This window comes from Flavobacterium sp. UW10123, assembly GCF_040538975.1.
GTDB lineage: Bacteria > Bacteroidota > Bacteroidia > Flavobacteriales > Flavobacteriaceae > Flavobacterium.
Genome location: NZ_JBEWQE010000009.1, coordinates 163164 through 179668 on the forward strand (window position 1 = coordinate 163164; position 16505 = coordinate 179668).

The 16505-nt window shown below is 33.5% G+C and carries 15 protein-coding genes; 7 read left to right on the forward strand and 8 right to left on the reverse strand.

Going from position 1 to position 16505, the window contains the following annotated elements; genetic code table 11:
* Positions 1 to 40 precede the first annotated feature (40 nt).
* Positions 41 to 727 carry a zinc metallopeptidase gene (locus ABXT06_RS12160; protein ID WP_095928287.1) on the forward strand — a complete coding sequence of 229 codons (687 nt, stop codon included), beginning with the start codon at positions 41 to 43 and terminating at the stop codon, positions 725 to 727.
* Between the two features lie 211 nt (positions 728 to 938).
* Here ABXT06_RS12160 and ABXT06_RS12165 read toward each other — a convergent pair whose 3' ends face one another.
* The 3 genes from ABXT06_RS12165 to ABXT06_RS12175 form a co-directional block, all read right to left on the reverse strand.
* Positions 939 to 1409 (reverse strand): Lrp/AsnC family transcriptional regulator, encoded by a 471-nt coding sequence (locus tag ABXT06_RS12165; RefSeq protein WP_008465121.1) that lies wholly within the window; start codon positions 1407 to 1409, stop codon positions 939 to 941.
* A 226-nt stretch (positions 1410 to 1635) separates the two neighbouring features.
* Entirely contained in the window at positions 1636 to 2385 is a 750-nt protein-coding gene (locus ABXT06_RS12170) for a uroporphyrinogen-III synthase (RefSeq protein WP_111365823.1), read from the reverse strand.
* Between the two features lie 14 nt (positions 2386 to 2399).
* Entirely contained in the window at positions 2400 to 3068 is a 669-nt protein-coding gene (locus tag ABXT06_RS12175; RefSeq protein WP_354591002.1) for a DUF4271 domain-containing protein, read from the reverse strand.
* Positions 3069 to 3174: 106 nt separating this feature from the next.
* On the opposite strand from ABXT06_RS12175, the gene ABXT06_RS12180 reads away from it, so the two are divergent.
* The 3 genes from ABXT06_RS12180 to ABXT06_RS12190 are packed head-to-tail and all read left to right on the forward strand — an operon-like array spanning position 3175 to position 5749.
* Positions 3175 to 3900, forward strand: a complete 726-nt coding sequence (locus tag ABXT06_RS12180; protein WP_354591003.1) for a polyprenol monophosphomannose synthase — start codon at positions 3175 to 3177, stop codon at positions 3898 to 3900.
* Positions 3901 to 3910: 10 nt separating this feature from the next.
* Positions 3911 to 5251 carry a dihydroorotase gene (locus ABXT06_RS12185; protein ID WP_354591004.1) on the forward strand — a complete coding sequence of 447 codons (1341 nt, stop codon included), beginning with the start codon at positions 3911 to 3913 and terminating at the stop codon, positions 5249 to 5251.
* 9 nt (positions 5252 to 5260) lie between these two features.
* Positions 5261 to 5749 (forward strand): DUF4296 domain-containing protein, encoded by a 489-nt coding sequence (locus ABXT06_RS12190; RefSeq protein ID WP_354591005.1) that lies wholly within the window; start codon positions 5261 to 5263, stop codon positions 5747 to 5749.
* Here the strand turns inward: ABXT06_RS12190 and ABXT06_RS12195 are convergent.
* Entirely contained in the window at positions 5744 to 6745 is a 1002-nt protein-coding gene (locus ABXT06_RS12195) for an NAD-dependent epimerase/dehydratase family protein (RefSeq protein ID WP_354591006.1), read from the reverse strand. The two genes, ABXT06_RS12190 and ABXT06_RS12195, sit on opposite strands and share 6 nt — an antisense overlap.
* Before the next feature lie 233 nt (positions 6746 to 6978).
* On the opposite strand from ABXT06_RS12195, the gene tyrS reads away from it, so the two are divergent.
* Positions 6979 to 8274, forward strand: a complete 1296-nt coding sequence (gene tyrS, locus ABXT06_RS12200) for a tyrosine--tRNA ligase (RefSeq protein WP_354591007.1) — start codon at positions 6979 to 6981, stop codon at positions 8272 to 8274.
* Positions 8275 to 8493: 219 nt separating this feature from the next.
* Here tyrS and ABXT06_RS12205 read toward each other — a convergent pair whose 3' ends face one another.
* The 4 genes from ABXT06_RS12205 to ABXT06_RS12220 form a co-directional block, all read right to left on the reverse strand.
* The gene (locus ABXT06_RS12205; protein ID WP_354591059.1) at positions 8494 to 9474 is read right to left on the reverse strand and encodes a LuxE/PaaK family acyltransferase; all 981 of its coding nucleotides are present in this window, start codon (positions 9472 to 9474) and stop codon (positions 8494 to 8496) included.
* A 124-nt stretch (positions 9475 to 9598) separates the two neighbouring features.
* Positions 9599 to 9937: a T9SS type A sorting domain-containing protein gene (locus ABXT06_RS12210; protein WP_354591008.1), complete on the reverse strand. Its 339-nt coding sequence runs from the start codon at positions 9935 to 9937 to the stop codon at positions 9599 to 9601.
* Between the two features lie 107 nt (positions 9938 to 10044).
* Complete coding sequence (locus ABXT06_RS12215) at positions 10045 to 11229, reverse strand: beta-helix domain-containing protein (protein ID WP_354591009.1); 1185 nt, start codon at positions 11227 to 11229, stop codon at positions 10045 to 10047.
* Positions 11230 to 11475: 246 nt separating this feature from the next.
* Positions 11476 to 14232, reverse strand: a complete 2757-nt coding sequence (locus ABXT06_RS12220) for a TonB-dependent receptor (protein WP_354591010.1) — start codon at positions 14230 to 14232, stop codon at positions 11476 to 11478.
* A 243-nt stretch (positions 14233 to 14475) separates the two neighbouring features.
* Here ABXT06_RS12220 and ABXT06_RS12225 point away from each other — a divergent pair, with 243 nt between their 5' ends.
* The gene (locus tag ABXT06_RS12225) at positions 14476 to 15159 is read left to right on the forward strand and encodes a response regulator transcription factor (RefSeq protein ID WP_008465097.1); all 684 of its coding nucleotides are present in this window, start codon (positions 14476 to 14478) and stop codon (positions 15157 to 15159) included.
* 250 nt (positions 15160 to 15409) lie between these two features.
* Positions 15410 to 16489 carry a sensor histidine kinase gene (locus ABXT06_RS12230; protein ID WP_354591011.1) on the forward strand — a complete coding sequence of 360 codons (1080 nt, stop codon included), beginning with the start codon at positions 15410 to 15412 and terminating at the stop codon, positions 16487 to 16489.
* Positions 16490 to 16505 lie beyond the last annotated feature (16 nt).

A 16505-nucleotide genomic window follows, 5' to 3' on the forward strand; every position in this document is an offset into this window, starting at 1 on the left:
TGTTTTGTAAATTTAAAAATCAATCTAAAAACACAAAAAAATGGGATCAGGATATTTAATTATTGCTGGAGCTATAATGTTGTTCAGCTGGCTGGTAAGCTCGCAGCTGAAAAGTAAATTTGAATTATATTCGAAATTGCAATTGCGAAACGGAATGAGCGGAAGAGAAATTGCTGAAAAAATGCTTGCCGATAACGGAATTACAGATGTTCGTGTGATTTCAACGCCAGGTCAGTTAACAGATCATTATAATCCTTCAGATAAAACAGTAAATTTAAGTGAAGCAGTTTATAACCATCGTAATGCAGCCGCAGCAGCTGTTGCAGCGCACGAATGCGGTCACGCAGTTCAGCATGCAATTGGTTACGAATGGCTTACAATGCGTTCTAAGTTAGTGCCAATTGTAAGTGTTGCTTCAAATTATGTACAATGGATTTTAATTGCTGGAATTTTAATGATTAAAGTTTTTCCAGGTTTATTATTAATCGGAATCATCATTTTCGCGGCAACAACTTTGTTTTCTGTTATTACACTTCCGGTAGAGTATGATGCTAGTAACCGTGCATTGGCTTGGCTAGAAAATAAGCACATGCTTACGCAAGAAGAACAAGCTGGAGCAAAAGATGCTTTAAAATGGGCAGCAAGAACTTATGTAGTAGCAGCAATTGGTTCGATTGCAACGTTGCTGTACTATATATCAATTTATTCTGGAAGCAGAAGGAACTAATTAGTTAATTGAGATAATTAGTTAATTAGATAATTTATTGCAAACCCGACAGTTTTTTAAAATCTGTCGGGTTTTGTTTTTTTATTAAGTTTGTCAGGCTGAGCGGAGTCGAAGCCTTTATAGGTAATTAAGCCCTTTGACTTCACTCAGAATAACAGCTAGCATAAAATTATCTAATTTTCAAATTGGCACATTGGCACATTTTCTAATTCTAAAGCTGGATCTGTCTATCAATTTGTTGATCTAACGAAATAAAAGTTTCGGTTCTGGAAACCCCTTCAATAGCTTGAATTTTGGTATTAAGAAGCTGCATTAAATGTTCGTTGTCACGACAGATAATTTTAATCAAAACTGACCAGTTTCCTGTGGTATAGTGGCATTCTAAAACTTCTGGGATTTTGCGGAGTTCTTTTACAGCTTCAGAGTTTCTTGAAGCTTTATCTAGATAAACGCCAACAAAGGCCATGGTATTATAACCTAGAACTTTTGGATTAACGGTGAATTTAGAACCAGAAATAACTCCAGATTGCTCTAGTTTTTTTAATCTCTGGTGGATTGCTGCTCCAGAAATTCCTATTTTATTAGCAATTTGCAAGATTGGTTTTCGGGCATCGTCCATAAGATAGCGAAGGATTTCTTTGTCGATTCCGTCAATTTCAATTAAGAGGGAGTTGATTTTCATAACTTACAATTTGAAACTATTTTTGCGATTTGGGTTGTCAATAGGAATCAAATGTAGTTAAAATACGTTGGAAAAAGAAATCCCTATTTTTTAAATTCCCAATTGAAATATAACCCGTAGTTCCAACTACAGGAAACGAGCGAAAAAAGCCTAAAAACAAAAATTCCAAATTTCAAGCGGTTAACTTGGAATTTGGAATTTTAAAAATTGTATATTTTATAAAAGGTTATTTTCCTTTGTTAGCTTCTGCTACGTATTTCTCTAGAGCCATTGTCATAGAAGGCGTTTCTGGAGTTGGAGCAAGAATATCAATTCTTAAACCATGATCTAAAGCCTCTTTTTGAGTTGTGCTTCCGAATACGGCGATTCTGGTGTCGTTTTGTTTAAAATCTGGGAAATTTTTAAACAATGATTTAATTCCTGTCGGACTGAAAAAAGCTAAGACATCATAATAAACATCTGCTAAATCAGATAAATCACTCATTACAGTTCTGTAGAAAATTGCTTGTGCCCAATCTACTTTTAAACCGTTTAATGTAACAGGAGCATCTGCATTTAATTGGTCAGATGCAGGAAGTAAAAACTTCTCGTCTTTGTACTTCTTAATTAACGGAGATAAATCTGCAAAATCTTTTGCTCCAACGTAAATCTTACGTTTTCTGTACACAACATACTTTTGAAGGTAAAACGCAACAGCCTCAGATTGACAAAAATACTTCAACCCTTCAGGAACTTTGTAACGCATTTCATCAGCCACTCTAAAAAAATGATCTACAGCATTTCTACTTGTTAAAATGATCGCAGTGTAATGATTAAGATCGATTTTTTGTAATCGAATCTCTTTTGCGCTAACCCCTTCTACATGAATAAATGGTCTGAAATCAATTTTTATTTTGTGTTTTTGTTGGAGCTCAAAGTAAGGAGAATTCTCCACTTTAGGTTCAGGCTGTGACACCAAAATTGTTTTCACTTTCATATTATAAATATTTTCTAAGCACTCCCTTTTGTTATCCAATAATAGAGAAAATAATAAGGGGCTATTTCAAGAGCGCAAAGATACAAAATAAAATAAAATAACTTACCGATAATTACGTTTTGATACGTTTTAATTGAAATAAAGTAAGAGTATACGCTAATACACAGCGAAATGCCTATGATTGCTAGCGGTATAATTTGTGGAATATTGTTGTAATAGAACAAAACTGCATTGATTGGAAGGATTAAAACGCCAATATAAGTCCTGTACGTTACTTTTTGTAAGTTAAAAAGCTCTACAAATTCGTCAATATTGAAAGAAGCTGCTACAATTTTCTCGATTAAATATTTTCCTAAAATGAAATAAAGTAGGAAAGTAGCGATCTGAATAAATAAAACCCAGTCGGTTTTTGAAGCATGTCCAAAAATATTCAGTGTAAGCAGAATAAAAAAGGCAAACGATACAATCTGCACAAAAAATAACCCGACCGTAAAGCTGTTTTTCATGTGGCTGTTGTCTCTGTAAATTTTAGCGTATTTATCAGAAAAAATAAGTTTACTAAACTCACTAAATCTTGTTTCGTAAGCCGATTTTGTCATGGCAACAACAGCAAAGGTCAACACAAATAAAAGTGTTGCCCAGTCTTTGTTTTCAAGAATTCGAGGATGTAATTGTTCAATCATAGCCTTGCAAAATTAGTAATTTTTTGATGCAATACTTTTATTATATATTTATTATGAATCAAATGCTATAAAAAGTTTACTTTTGCGGTGAAATTACCGAGAAAAAATGAATGATAGTATTGTCATAATTCCCACTTATAACGAAATTGAAAACATAGAAAGTATAGTTAGAGCCGTACTTTCACAGCATAAACCTTTTCATTTGCTGATTATCGATGATAATTCTCCAGATCATACTGCAAAAAAAGTAATTGCATTGCAGGAAGAATATCCGGGAAAACTTTTTTTAGAACAGAGAACAAAAAAATCAGGTTTGGGAACTGCATATGTCCATGGCTTTAAATGGGCTTTGGAACGCGATTATCAATTTATTTTTGAAATGGATGCCGATTTTTCGCATAACCCAAATGATTTAGAAAAATTATACGATGCTTGTCATTTTGGCGGAGCAGATCTTGCAATTGGTTCTCGTTATGTAAAAGGTGTAAATGTTGTAAACTGGCCTTTAAGTAGAGTTCTTATGTCTTATTTTGCTTCTGTTTATGTGAAATTTATCACCGGAATGAAAATTCACGATGCCACTGCAGGTTTTGTTTGCTACAAAAGAGAAGTTCTGGAGAAAATCAATTTAAATAAAATAAAGTTTGTTGGATACGCGTTTCAAATTGAAATGAAGTACAGAACTTACTGCGCCAAATTTCAAATTACCGAAGTCCCAATTATTTTTACAGATAGAACAAAAGGAGTTTCTAAAATGAGCAATGCTATTATTAAAGAAGCTATACTTGGTGTGATTTCGCTTAGATTAAGAAAATTAGTCAATTCATTATAAACCAACCGAAATGAACAGGATTTTAATAAAAAACGCCAAAATTGTAAACGAAGGGACAATTTTTGAAGGTGATGTTTTAATTGAAAACGATCTGATTGTTGAAATTGCAGACAGTATTTCGCTAAAAACTTCAGATTGTATCGTAATAGATGCCGAAGGAAATTATTTAATGCCAGGTGCGATAGACGATCAGGTGCATTTTAGAGAACCTGGTTTAACGCACAAAGGCGATATTGAATCAGAATCTCGTGCTGCTGTTGCGGGAGGAATCACTTCTTTTATCGAACAGCCGAATACTGTTCCAAATGCGGTTACTCAAGAAATATTAGAAGATAAATATCAAATTGCATCTCAAAAATCATTTGCGAATTATTCGTTTATGATGGGAGCGACAAATGATAATTTGGAAGAAGTTTTAAAAACAAATCCCAAAAATGTTGCAGGAATCAAGATTTTCTTAGGTTCGTCTACAGGAAATATGCTGGTGGATAATGAAGCGGTTTTGGAAAAAATATTTTCTAGCACTCCAATGTTGATTGCAGTTCACTGCGAAGACGAAACTACAATTAAAAATAATCTTGTGGCTTTTAAAGAACAATACGGCGACGATGTTCCTGTTACGGCGCACAATTTAATTAGAAGTGCAGAAGCGTGCTACATTTCTTCTTCAAAAGCGGTTGCTTTAGCTAAAAGAACTGGTGCAAGGCTGCATATCTTCCACCTTTCAACAGCAAAAGAAATGGAATTGTTTACGAATAAAATTCCATTAGAAGAGAAAAAAATAACTGCTGAGGTTTGTGTACACCATCTTTGGTTTACAGACGAAGATTATAAAACAAAAGGAAATTTCATTAAATGGAATCCTGCAGTTAAAACAGCCGATGATCGTGCGGAGCTTTGGAAAGCTTTAAATGACGGAAGAATTGACGTTATTGCAACAGATCATGCTCCTCATACAAAAGAAGAAAAACAGCAATCTTATTTGAATGCACCATCTGGCGGTCCGCTAGTGCAACACGCAGTTGTAGCAATGTTTGAAGCGCATCATCAGGGAAAAATTAGTGTGGAGAAAATCGTGGAAAAAATGTGCCACAATCCAGCTAAACTTTTCAAAATAGAAAAAAGAGGATTTATTAAAGAAGGTTACCACGCCGACTTAGTAATCGTTAATCCAAGTTTGCCTTGGAGCGTGAAGCCAGAAAATATTTTATACAAATGTGGATGGTCTCCGTTTGAAGGTTATACTTTCAAATCTAGAATAACGCATACTTTTGTAAACGGTGAATTAGTTTACAATAATTTCAAAGTAAAAGATACCAGAGCGGGTAAAAGATTATTGTTTGACAGATAAAAAGCAGCTATGAAGAATTTTATAGTAATAATATTGGTTTTGTTTCTTTCTATAAGCTGTAAAAAGGATGTGGTTAAACAGCCTGCAAAGCTTATTGAGAAAGATAAAATGATTGATATTATGTATGATTTATCTCTTTTGGAAGCAATGAGATATCAGAAACCATTGTCTTTGGATTCTATAGATAACGATCCGACAAAGTTTGTTTTGAAAAAATATAAAGTAGACAGTCTTCAATTTGCACAGAACAATATGTATTATGCTTCTGATTATGATAATTATAAAGACATGTTTGATCAGGTCAATAAAAGAATTGAAGTCAATCAAAGAGCTGCAGATTCATTAGCTAAAATAGATGAAAAAAAAGCAGCCAAAGAAAATAAAAATAAACCCAAAGAATCAAAACAAGTTTCGAAAGATTCAGTTCAAAAAAGAATTTCGAAAATTAATATCGATTCAATTAGAATGGCGCAAAGAAAGCAAAGAAGAGAATTATAATTTAGAGTTTTCTAAAATATATTTATGAATATCAGTAAAAACCGTTCCTAGAGCGGTTTTTATTTTTTCGTTACTATATAGATTTTTTGAGTACGAAGCTTTTGCCGTTGCTTTTGTAATGCTTCTTTTTCTGAAAAACAATGTCGAAAATATTCCGTCAGTCATCCATAATAAATTCATTAAAAAAGGTGTTGCATGAATATGCGGTCTTTTTACTTTTAAGACGTCAGAAACGGTGTTTAAAAGATCTTTAAAAATGATATTGTCTGAAATAAGAGTGAAGCGTTCGTTTTTTATTTCGCTTTTCATCAGTTCAAAACTGATTTTTACCACGTCATCAACCGTAATAAAACCCGTGCTTCCAAGTGTGTAAAAAGGAAGTCCTTTAGAAACTTTTCGATAAATTTCGCTGCTGCCTTCATCAAAAATATCCATCATTTTTGGCGGTCCTAAAATTACTCCTGGATTTACAATAATAACATTTAAGCCTTCTTGGTGTCCGCGCCAGACTTCCATTTCGGCGCCATATTTAGAAATGGCATAATCGCTATGCGGTTTTTCAGGATTCCAATCTGTCTCTTCTGTAATCTGTGTTTCGTGAGGTGCAATGTCTCCTAAAGCAGCAATCGAACTGATAAAACAAAATTTTTCTACGTTTTTGGCAATAGCAAAATTGACGATGTTTGCAGTTCCTTCAATATTAGTTTTTCTAAGGATTTCTTCGTCTTTTGGATCAAACGAAATAAAAGCTGCACAATGATATACTTGTTTAATATTGATAAAAGCACTTTCAAGTGAAGGTATGTCTAGAATATCGGCTTCAAGCCAATTGATTTTTTCAAACAAATCTGTTTTTTTATAGAAGTCAAAAACCGATTTTGTTTTCTGAACATTCTTTTCAGTTCTGTAGATTGCCCGAACATTTTCTCCATTTTCTATTAAATGAAGCAATAAATGTGAGCCTACTAAACCTGTTCCGCCAGTTACTAATATCATGTTGTAAAGATAAGTTTTTGGTTGGAAGGTGCAAAGGTGCAGAGGGACAAAATTGCAAAGGTTTTTTGGATTTTGCCACAAAGACACTAAGGTGCAAAATTTTTTATTTCAATAAATTTTACGAAATACTTTCACTGTAAAAAAACAAAAACTTTGTGCCTTAGTGTCTTCGTTGCAGACTTTTTTGCCATTACCATTGACATTGATTACATTTGCGCAAATTATTTAAAAAAATGAAGAATCTAGTTGAAGAATTAAAATGGCGCGGGTTATACCATGATAGTATGCCTGGAACGGAAGAACAATTGCTAAAAGAAGCAACCACTGCCTATATCGGTTTTGATCCAACGGCAGATTCACTGCACATCGGAAGTATGGTACAGATCATTTTATTGGTTCACTTAAAGAATTTTGGTCACAGACCGATTGCTTTAGTAGGTGGAGCAACAGGAATGATTGGAGATCCTTCTGGTAAATCTGATGAAAGAAACTTGCTTGATGAAGAAGCTCTAGCTAAAAACGTAGCTGGAATTAAAAGCGTTTTGTCTCGTTTCTTAGATTTTAATTCAACCGAAGCGAATGCACCAGTAATGGTAAATAACTACGATTGGATGAAAGAATTCTCTTTTATCGATTTTGCACGTGAAGTTGGAAAAAGAATTACCGTAAACTATATGATGGCTAAAGATTCTGTAAAAAAGAGATTTAGCGGCGAAGGTGAGGGAATGTCTTTTACAGAATTTACATATCAGTTAATTCAAGGTTACGATTTCTATCATTTATATAAAAACAACAATTGTATTCTGCAAATGGGTGGTTCTGACCAATGGGGAAATATTACCACAGGAACAGAATTAGTGCGTAGAATGGGAGGTGAGAATGCTAAAGCTTACGCCTTAACAACGCCTTTAATTACAAAAGCAGACGGATCTAAATTCGGTAAATCTGAAGGTGGAAACGTTTGGTTGGATGCTGATAAAACTTCTGTATACAAATTCTACCAATTTTGGGTAAACACAACAGATGTTGATGCTGAGAAATATATTAAAATCTTTACTTTCTTAGATAAAGATACTATTGAGGCTTTAATCGAAGAGCACAAAACTGCTCCACATTTGAGAGTTTTACAAAAGAAACTGGCAGAAGAAATTACTGTTTTTGTTCATAATAGAGAAGAATTAGAAAAAGCGATTCAAGCTTCTAATATTTTGTTTGGAAATTCAACTGCAGAAGATTTGAAAAAATTGGACGAAGCGACTTTCTTAGAAGTTTTTGACGGAGTTCCTCAAGCTGAAATCACAAAAGCTGATTTAGAAAGCGGATTGGATATTATCACAGTTTTAAATGAAAAAACGGGTTTCTTTAAATCTAACGGAGAAGCAAGAAGAGCTTTAACAGCAAACTCAATTTCTGTAAACAGAGAAAAAATAAAAGAAGATTTTGTTTTAACAGCAAATGATTTAATTAATTATCAGTTTGTATTGTTGCAAAGTGGAAAAAAAAATTATTTTGTAATAAGAGTTGTTTAATCGGTTAATTGTTTAATCGATTTAGCACAAATCTTTACAATAAATATATAAATCCCAATGTTCGAAAGAATATTGGGATTTTTTTATTGAAAAAAACATTCCGTAGGAATGTCTCGTCGGTAGTAGAATTAAAATTTGGTTTGCAGTTATAAGTTTCGTAAGAACGTTTGAACAATGCAGTGAATATCGATTAACCGATTAAACAAATCAACGATTAAACTATAATACCATCAAATTACAACCGCGAATATCAGAATTATCAAAACGTCCCAATACCTCGAAAGAGTTGTTGGAATATTTTTTGCCTAAATCCTGCGTAGCAATAAAGGAACATGAATTAATGTTGGCTAAATCAATTACATTAATTCCGCCAGTTTTTCCATCATTCACGTAAGTGAGAGCGTCTTCTGGATCTCGAACTAAAATATGCATCCAAGACGGACATTCGAAAACACCTTCGCCTAAAGAATAAGCTTGCGCTAAAAGCTCTGTCATTCCGTATTCTGAATGAATGGATGAAACGCCAAAACCTTTGCATAAAATGTCGTGTAGTTCTTCACGAATCATTTCTTTGCGTTTTCCCTTCATTCCTCCAGTTTCCATAATAATGGTATTTTGAAGGTTGAATTGATGTTTTTCGATTAAATCTAATAAAGCATACGTAACCCCAATTAAGATTACATTTTGGCCTGCTTCGTCCAATTCAAGAAGTTTTTTGATAAGGTCGTCGTGATTATGCAAATAAAACCCACTTTCAGGCTGATTAGAGAGTTTTATAAGATCTTCTACCATATAAATCAACGAAGAGCCTTCACGTTCTAAATATGACGGCAAAAGCGCTAAAACAACGTAATCTTCGATATTGCCGTAAAACTGAGAAAATCCTTTGCGGTAACTTTCCTCGTATAGGGAAACATCGGTCACTAAATGCCTGCTGGTAATCATCCCAGTTGTACCGCTGCTGGTAAAAGTTACTTGTGCAGGATCTGTATTAGAAACTACATTGTGACTTTTGAAAAACTGAATGGGTAAAAAAGGAATTTGCGGCAGTGATTTTACCTGTTGTGGATTAACATTTAAAAAATCACAGAATTCACGATACACTTTGTTATTCTCATGCTGAAAACGAAACACTTTTAATGCTATTTTTTCAAATTGTTTCTGACTTGAAATGGTGAAGATATCGCTGGCTGTAATCAAAACTTTTTTTTGCAAAGATATTATATTTAGCGTTCAGTCGCAGTATTCAGTCACGGTTTTCAGTAAAGTATATAAATTGTATTGTGACGGATATTTAAAACTAAAAAAAGCTCCAAAGGAGCTTTTATCGTATAATGAGTTTTCGTGTTGCCGATGCGTTTTGTTCGCTTATTTTGATGATGTAAACACCTGGCGGTAATTCTGAAACGCTTAGCTCTCTTGATACTAAATGTGCTTGCAGTACTTTTTTGCCTAGAATGTCAAACACAATAATTTCTTTCTCTAAATCGTTTTTAGATGATATGTAGACTTTTCCATTTGTCACTGGGTTAGGATACAAGCTAAGACCCTCGATAGAAGTAGATTCTTGAGTTTTTGGTAATTGCTTACTGTCTTGAGCTGAAACGCTTAGAGTGAAGAAAAATGCCAATAAGAAAGTAATATAAAAGTAGTTTTTTGCCATCGCATGTATTTGATTACTGTAAATATACAAAAAAAATTACAAAAATGACGCCAAAAAAAAACATCCTAAAGAATTAGGATGTTTTTAACATTATGTGTTCGAAGTAATTAGAAACCTACTGTCCATCCAGCAGCCCATGTTGGTTGAGCAACACCAGCTCCAGCTCCAGTTGCAGTAGCAGATTCTACAGATACAGCAGCTACATCAGCAGAAGTTCCGTCTGTTTTCTTTCCTTTTGTTTTTGTTGCTACATCAGCAATATATAGTACGTTTGAAACTTTTAAAGCTGATGGTACAAAAGCGATAGTTTCATCGTTTTCAACATCGATACCAGTTTTCCATCCGCTTAATACAACGTTAGAAACTTGACCTTTAGTTCCTCTTCTGAATTTGATACCTTGATTTTCAGTGTATACAGTTGCATCTGCAGCACTTCCAGGTCCAATAAGAGTCATGTTAGTGATTGTTGGATTAGCGATTGGAGTATTAGCGTATCCTAATTCGAAGTTATCAGCTTCAATTCCTCTGTTTCCTTTTCCGAAAGCTAATTTACCGTACCAGTTTGTGTTTGTTCCTGACCATCCTTCAGTCCAGTCAAATTGATCATCTTCGTTACCAATAGCAACTAAGTTAGAAGTATTTACAGTTCCACCGAAGAATTCGAATCCGTCATCAGAACCGTGGAAAGCTTGCACGTTTTCAACAACTGTTCCTGAACCAACTCCGAAGAAAGAAAGTGCGTTGAATTCTTTTTCAGTGTTAAAAGCAGCTCCAGCATACTCGATTCTTAAGAATCTAATAACTCCAGAGTTATCGTTAGCAACAGTTCCACCATAAGTTAAGTCAGCAACCTCAGATTGAGCAGTTCCTGCACCTCCAGTTGTACGGTTAATAGGAGCTTTACCGCAGATTACTAATCCACCCCAGTCTCCAGCAGCTTTAGTAGCTAAACCAGATGTCATGATAACAGGTTTTGCAGCTGTACCGTTTACGTTGATTTTACCTCCTTGTGCGATTGCGATATAAGCAGATGTTCCTCCAACTCCTTGAATTACTGTTCCAGCAGGAATAGTAAGAGTAGCGCCAGAGTTAACTTGAATTTTTCCTGTTAGTTTGTAAGTTGTTCCTGCATCAAGAACTACTTCTCCGTCAGTGATTGTACCTTTAAAATCATTTGCGTTAACAACAAATGAAGATGATGGTTTGTTGTTGTCGTCACTACTAGAGCAGCTTGTGAATAAACCTGCAGATAAAGTAACAATTCCAATTAATTTTACAATTGAGTTTTTCATAATTGTGTTGTAATTTTTGTGTTTAATTTCTTGAGGCAAAGATGGAATAGAAATCTTTTTTAGATGTTAAGAAACCATGATTGTTAGTTTAATAAAAAACGTATTTAATATTAAGTAAATGTTATGTTTGTAAATTGAAAATAAACTGTTTTTGCAAGACCAGAGCCAGCGCGGTTTTATGTTAAAAATAAAAAGAGGTCAGTTGTTAAAACTGACCTCTTGTCTATAATTGATTGTTTTATTTGATTAGAAAGTGTAATTAAGTTTAAAGCTTAATCCTAATCCTTTTTTGTACGATAAAACATTTACATCTCCAGAAGCATTTTCTTGTACTCTATTGATTTTTGGATCAAGAATATTTTTTACAACTAAATCTAATCCAAGGTTTTTATTCAATTTTGATTTAGCAATAAAGTCTAATGAACCAAAAGCTTTGTCAACTAAATCGCCCCTTCCGTTTGTTCCGATTGCGTTGATACGATCTGAGAAATAAGAATAAGCAACAGTTGTGTTTAAACTTCTATCATTTTCCCATTCTGCTAAGTAAGAAAGGTCTGCATTTAACAATAAATCTGAGGCTCCTGTAAATTGACTTTTAGTATTTGTAAATACAACTTGGTAATCTGTTTCTCTGTCAACTTTGTCTGCGTTTAACTCTTGGCTTGTATGTAAATAAGATGCATTAATACCAGCAGATAATTTTTTTGCATTTACTTCATCAAAATTGAAAAGCATTTTACGGTACTCAACTTCAGCCCCTGCTACATATCCATAATCTCCTGTATTGATGTAAGAAATGTCATTTGAAGAAGAAGCAATTGTAACTTCATTCATTGGATTAACAATGTATTTTCCAAAAGCTGTAAACGAAATTAATTCATCGCTTTTTGGGAACATTTCCCATTTAATATCTAAGTTGTAATCATCAGATTCGTATAAGTAAGGATTACCCACTTTTACTTGTAGTACTTCTTCGTAAACAAATAATGCTCTTTCTTTAAATTGAGGTAATGTGTATGTTTTACTAAAACCGAAACGTAAATTTTGTTTTTCGTTCAATTCATATTTCATTGTTAAGCTTGGTAAGAATGCTACTTTGCTTAATTCGTCACTTCCAACATCTCCTAACTGTGTATTCCAATCTACATTTTGAACAATCGATTCTGCGCGTAAACCTAAAACAGCTGTTAATTTTGGATTGAATTTGTATTCTGTGTTTAAATAACCTCCAAAGATTGTTTGTTTACCATCATAAGTTTGAGGATCTAAGGCATTTGGTACTTGAGAGTTTCCTCTAAAAGTAGAAATGTTGAAATATCCGTTGTTTAAGTTTGTTTCGTTGTAAAACAAATCTAAGTTGTTTGGGTCAACAATCGTGTTTGTATAACCTGGCTGAGATAAGAAGTTAAATTGAGAAGCTTCAAAGTTTCTGTTTTTAATTCTTCCACTTGCCCCTAATGTGAATTTTCCTTTGTATTCATCATCAGAATTTTTGTTGAATTTGTAATCTACAGAAAGATTACCTGCCAACTCGTCTTCTTTTAGTTTTTGGAAATATCTGTGGTTGTCTGGTCTAGAGATAGAAGATAATACATAACCGGTTGGCTCATTTCTAAAAGTGTTTTGTGCTCTATCTGGCATAGACCCATCAATAATGTTGTAAGATGCTCCCCAGTTTAATTTAGATCTATCACTTAATTTATGCTCTCCAAGCAATTGGTTGATCCAAAGACTATTTTTCTCGTAGTTAAAACGACGAATCAAACCATTTCCGTTATTAGCAAGATCTACAATGTATCCAGCATATTCTTCTTTAGATTGAGATGAAGTGTTAATATATACAGTGTTAAAACTTACTTTGTTGTCTGAATTAATTTTGTAGCCAACATTTAATAAACCTGTAGAGTTTGTTTGATACCCCATGTCAGTATAAGAGTAGAAATCTTTGTTTGCAACTCCAGCACCGTTTACTCCACCTTTTGCAGTAGCGTTACGGATTGAGTTGTACTCATTACTGAAATTTGCAGTTGCGAAGAAACTTAATTTTCCTCCATCACCAACATTAAAAGATTTTCCTCCTGATATGCCTAGTGAACCTGCGATAGGATTTTTCCCGTCCATCTGCAAAGTGTTATAGTTATATTGAGTTAGGGGATTGTTTGGAATAGAAGGATTGTCAAAACCAAAGCTGTTAATTCCTTTTTGTAATTTAAAATCTTTTTCGGCTAATGCGTTTGTGTTTACATTAGAACCCATTTCAATTTTAAAATATCCGTTTCCTTTGTAGTCTTTTGAAATGATATCTACGTTACCTCCAGCAAAATCTCCATACAATTTACTGCTGTAAACTTTGTCGATAGAAACATACTCTAAGATATCTGTAGAGAAAATTTCAAGATTGATGTTTTTCTTTTCTGGATCATTTGATGGAATTGGCAATCCGTTCATTGTTGTAGAATTGTAACGGTCACCTAAACCTCTTACGAAAATATTTCCAGAACCTTCTTGTTTTGTAATACCAGTAGTTTTAGAAACAGCTGCGGCAACATCACTAACTCCTTTCCTAGAAAGCTCTTGTGCACCAATAGATTGTTTAATATCTACAGCATTTTTTTGTTCTAATAATAATGCTGACTCTTTTTGTTTACTCCCTGCAGAAGATTTTACCACTACATCTTTAAGAGTATAACTTCCAGAAGAAAGCCCTTGGTTAACTGTTACAGTTTCGTTTGCTTTAACAGCAACCGGAGCTTCAACAGATTCATATCCTAAGAAACTAAAAATTAAAGTATAATTTCCAGGATTTACGCTTAACGAATATTTTCCGTCAACGTCGGTATTTACGCTAATATTTGTACCTTTAACTAAAACATTAGCAAATGGCAGAGCTGCGTTGTTCATGTCTTTGTCAGTCAGAACTCCAGAAATCGTACCTTTGTTTTGCGCGATCGAAATCGTACAGATAAATAATGCAATAAAGAGAAATCTTAAATTGAATTTCATTTTTTTCAGTGTTGTGTTTGTGTCTTAATTATTTTTGTGCAAAGAAAGAACCGCTCTGTGAAGTCCATGTTACCGACTTGTTATGTTTTTGTGTTGTTAAGATTATCAAATTGTTACGAGATTAAATTACGGTTAACACCATTTTTTAAAGGTTCTTTTGTTAGTATATTTACCCTGTGAAATAAGAAATATCGAATGTTTAATGAAGAAGTTTCGATATAAAAATCTCAATTTTTGCTATTTATGAAAAAAACACAAACTAAGATTTTATTAGTTGACGACGAACCAGATATCTTAGAAATCGTTGGCTATAACCTTGCTCAGGAAGGCTATCAGATTGTTACAGCTTCTAACGGAAAAGATGCTATAGCAAAAGCACAGAAAGAGTTGCCAGAACTAATCATTATGGACGTGATGATGGCAGAAATGGACGGAATGGAGGCTTGCGAGCATATTAGAAAAATTCCAGAATTAAATAATGTTATCATAACATTCCTTACAGCAAGAAGCGAAGATTATTCTCAAGTAGCTGGTTTTGATGCAGGTGCCGATGACTATATTACTAAGCCAATTAAACCAAAATTATTGGTCTCAAAAGTAAAGGCGCTGTTAAGAAGGTTAAAAGAACAAGAAGTTGTTACAGATACTTTGAATGTAGGCGGAATCGAGATTAACCGTGAGGAATACAAAATCATAAAAGGCAATGTAGAAATTGCTTTGCCAAGAAAAGAATTCGAATTATTTTATCTATTGGCTTCAAAACCAGGGAAAGTTTTTAAAAGAGATGAAATCTTGGATAAAGTTTGGGGTAACGAAGTTGTGGTCGGCGGAAGAACAATCGATGTTCACATCAGAAAACTGCGCGAAAAAATAGGCGAAGACCTTTTTAAAACCATAAAAGGTGTTGGTTATAAATTTGAGGTTTAGATTTTAAGATGCTAAGGTTCTAAGATACTCAGTTGATAAGTGATTTTAGAATTTTGGCAAAGATTTAAACCCTTTCAAATTCTTTTAAAAATATTCAATACATTTAAACCATATAAGAATTGAAGCTAAAATCTTCATTTTCTTATATGGTTTTTGAGTTATTCCTTTTTTGTTTTTTGATTCACTCAAAAGAAAATAACTTAAAAGCAAAGCTTAATTTTCTTAATTTCTTAATGGTTCAATTTTTTCAATGAAAATTAATTTTAAAAAAACATACAAATTCGCCATAAAATCGGCATTGTATATCAGTCTATTTACAACGGGATTTGTACTGATATTAATGTCGTTATTTTATAAAAATCAATTAAAACATCAAGTTGCGTTTGGAATCATTTTCATTATTGCAGTCTATGTATTCTCTTTTTTGGTTTTGCAATATCGTGTAGAACGATTTATTTATAGAAGAGTAAAGAAAATTTACGATGAGGTTTCGCTGTTAGAATCAACAACGTTGATTAATCAGCCGATTAATACAGATATGGAAACGCTTTCGCGTGAAGTGAAAAAATTTGCGACCGATAAAAAATTGGAAATCGAAATGCTCGAAATACGTGAACAGTATAGAAGAGAGTTTTTAGGAAACGTTTCTCACGAATTGAAAACTCCTTTATTTACTGTTCAAGGTTACGTCTCAACTTTGCTTGACGGAGCAATGGATGATAAAAATATTAGAAAAAAATATTTAAAACGCGCCGAAAAAGGAGTAGAGCGTCTTATCTATATAGTAGAAGATCTAGACATGATTACAAAGTTAGAATCGGGAGATTTGGATTTGAATATGACTGATTTTGATATTGTCGAATTGATAGAGAATGTTTTTGAACTGCTTGAAATGAAAGCAGACAAAAAGAAAATCAAACTGGCTTTTGAAAGTAAAAATGTAAAGTCGGTTATCATTAGAGGTGATCAGGATAGAATTCAGCAAGTGCTGGAAAATCTAATTGTGAACTCGATTAAATACGGAAAAGAAGGCGGTTTGACAGAAGTTGGAGTTGTAAACTTAACCAAGAAAAAAGTTTTAATTCGTATTAGTGATAATGGCGAAGGTGTGGAAAAACAAAATATTCCGAGACTTTTTGAACGCTTTTATAGAGTGGACAAAAGTGGAACTCGATCTGAAGGCGGTTCTGGTTTAGGTTTGGCAATTGTAAAGCATATTATTGAAGCTCATAAAGAGAAAGTTTATGTAGAAAGTGAGTTCGGAATTGGTTCTGAGTTCTCTTTTACGCTCGAAAAAGCGAATAAATCGTCAAAAGCTGAGATTAAATAAATGTAATCTCAAATCA

Coding starts and splice junctions, on each gene's coding strand:
- ABXT06_RS12160 (WP_095928287.1), top strand. CDS start 41: ATGGGATCAGGATATTTAATTATTGCTGGAGCTATAATGTTGTTCAGC.
- ABXT06_RS12165 (WP_008465121.1), bottom strand. CDS start 1,409: ATGAAAATCAACTCCCTCTTAATTGAAATTGACGGAATCGACAAAGAA.
- ABXT06_RS12170 (WP_111365823.1), bottom strand. CDS start 2,385: ATGAAAGTGAAAACAATTTTGGTGTCACAGCCTGAACCTAAAGTGGAG.
- ABXT06_RS12175 (WP_354591002.1), bottom strand. CDS start 3,068: ATGATTGAACAATTACATCCTCGAATTCTTGAAAACAAAGACTGGGCA.
- ABXT06_RS12180 (WP_354591003.1), top strand. CDS start 3,175: ATGAATGATAGTATTGTCATAATTCCCACTTATAACGAAATTGAAAAC.
- ABXT06_RS12185 (WP_354591004.1), top strand. CDS start 3,911: ATGAACAGGATTTTAATAAAAAACGCCAAAATTGTAAACGAAGGGACA.
- ABXT06_RS12190 (WP_354591005.1), top strand. CDS start 5,261: ATGAAGAATTTTATAGTAATAATATTGGTTTTGTTTCTTTCTATAAGC.
- ABXT06_RS12195 (WP_354591006.1), bottom strand. CDS start 6,745: ATGATATTAGTAACTGGCGGAACAGGTTTAGTAGGCTCACATTTATTG.
- tyrS (WP_354591007.1), top strand. CDS start 6,979: ATGAAGAATCTAGTTGAAGAATTAAAATGGCGCGGGTTATACCATGAT.
- ABXT06_RS12210 (WP_354591008.1), bottom strand. CDS start 9,937: ATGGCAAAAAACTACTTTTATATTACTTTCTTATTGGCATTTTTCTTC.
- ABXT06_RS12215 (WP_354591009.1), bottom strand. CDS start 11,229: ATGAAAAACTCAATTGTAAAATTAATTGGAATTGTTACTTTATCTGCA.
- ABXT06_RS12220 (WP_354591010.1), bottom strand. CDS start 14,232: ATGAAATTCAATTTAAGATTTCTCTTTATTGCATTATTTATCTGTACG.
- ABXT06_RS12225 (WP_008465097.1), top strand. CDS start 14,476: ATGAAAAAAACACAAACTAAGATTTTATTAGTTGACGACGAACCAGAT.
- ABXT06_RS12230 (WP_354591011.1), top strand. CDS start 15,410: ATGAAAATTAATTTTAAAAAAACATACAAATTCGCCATAAAATCGGCA.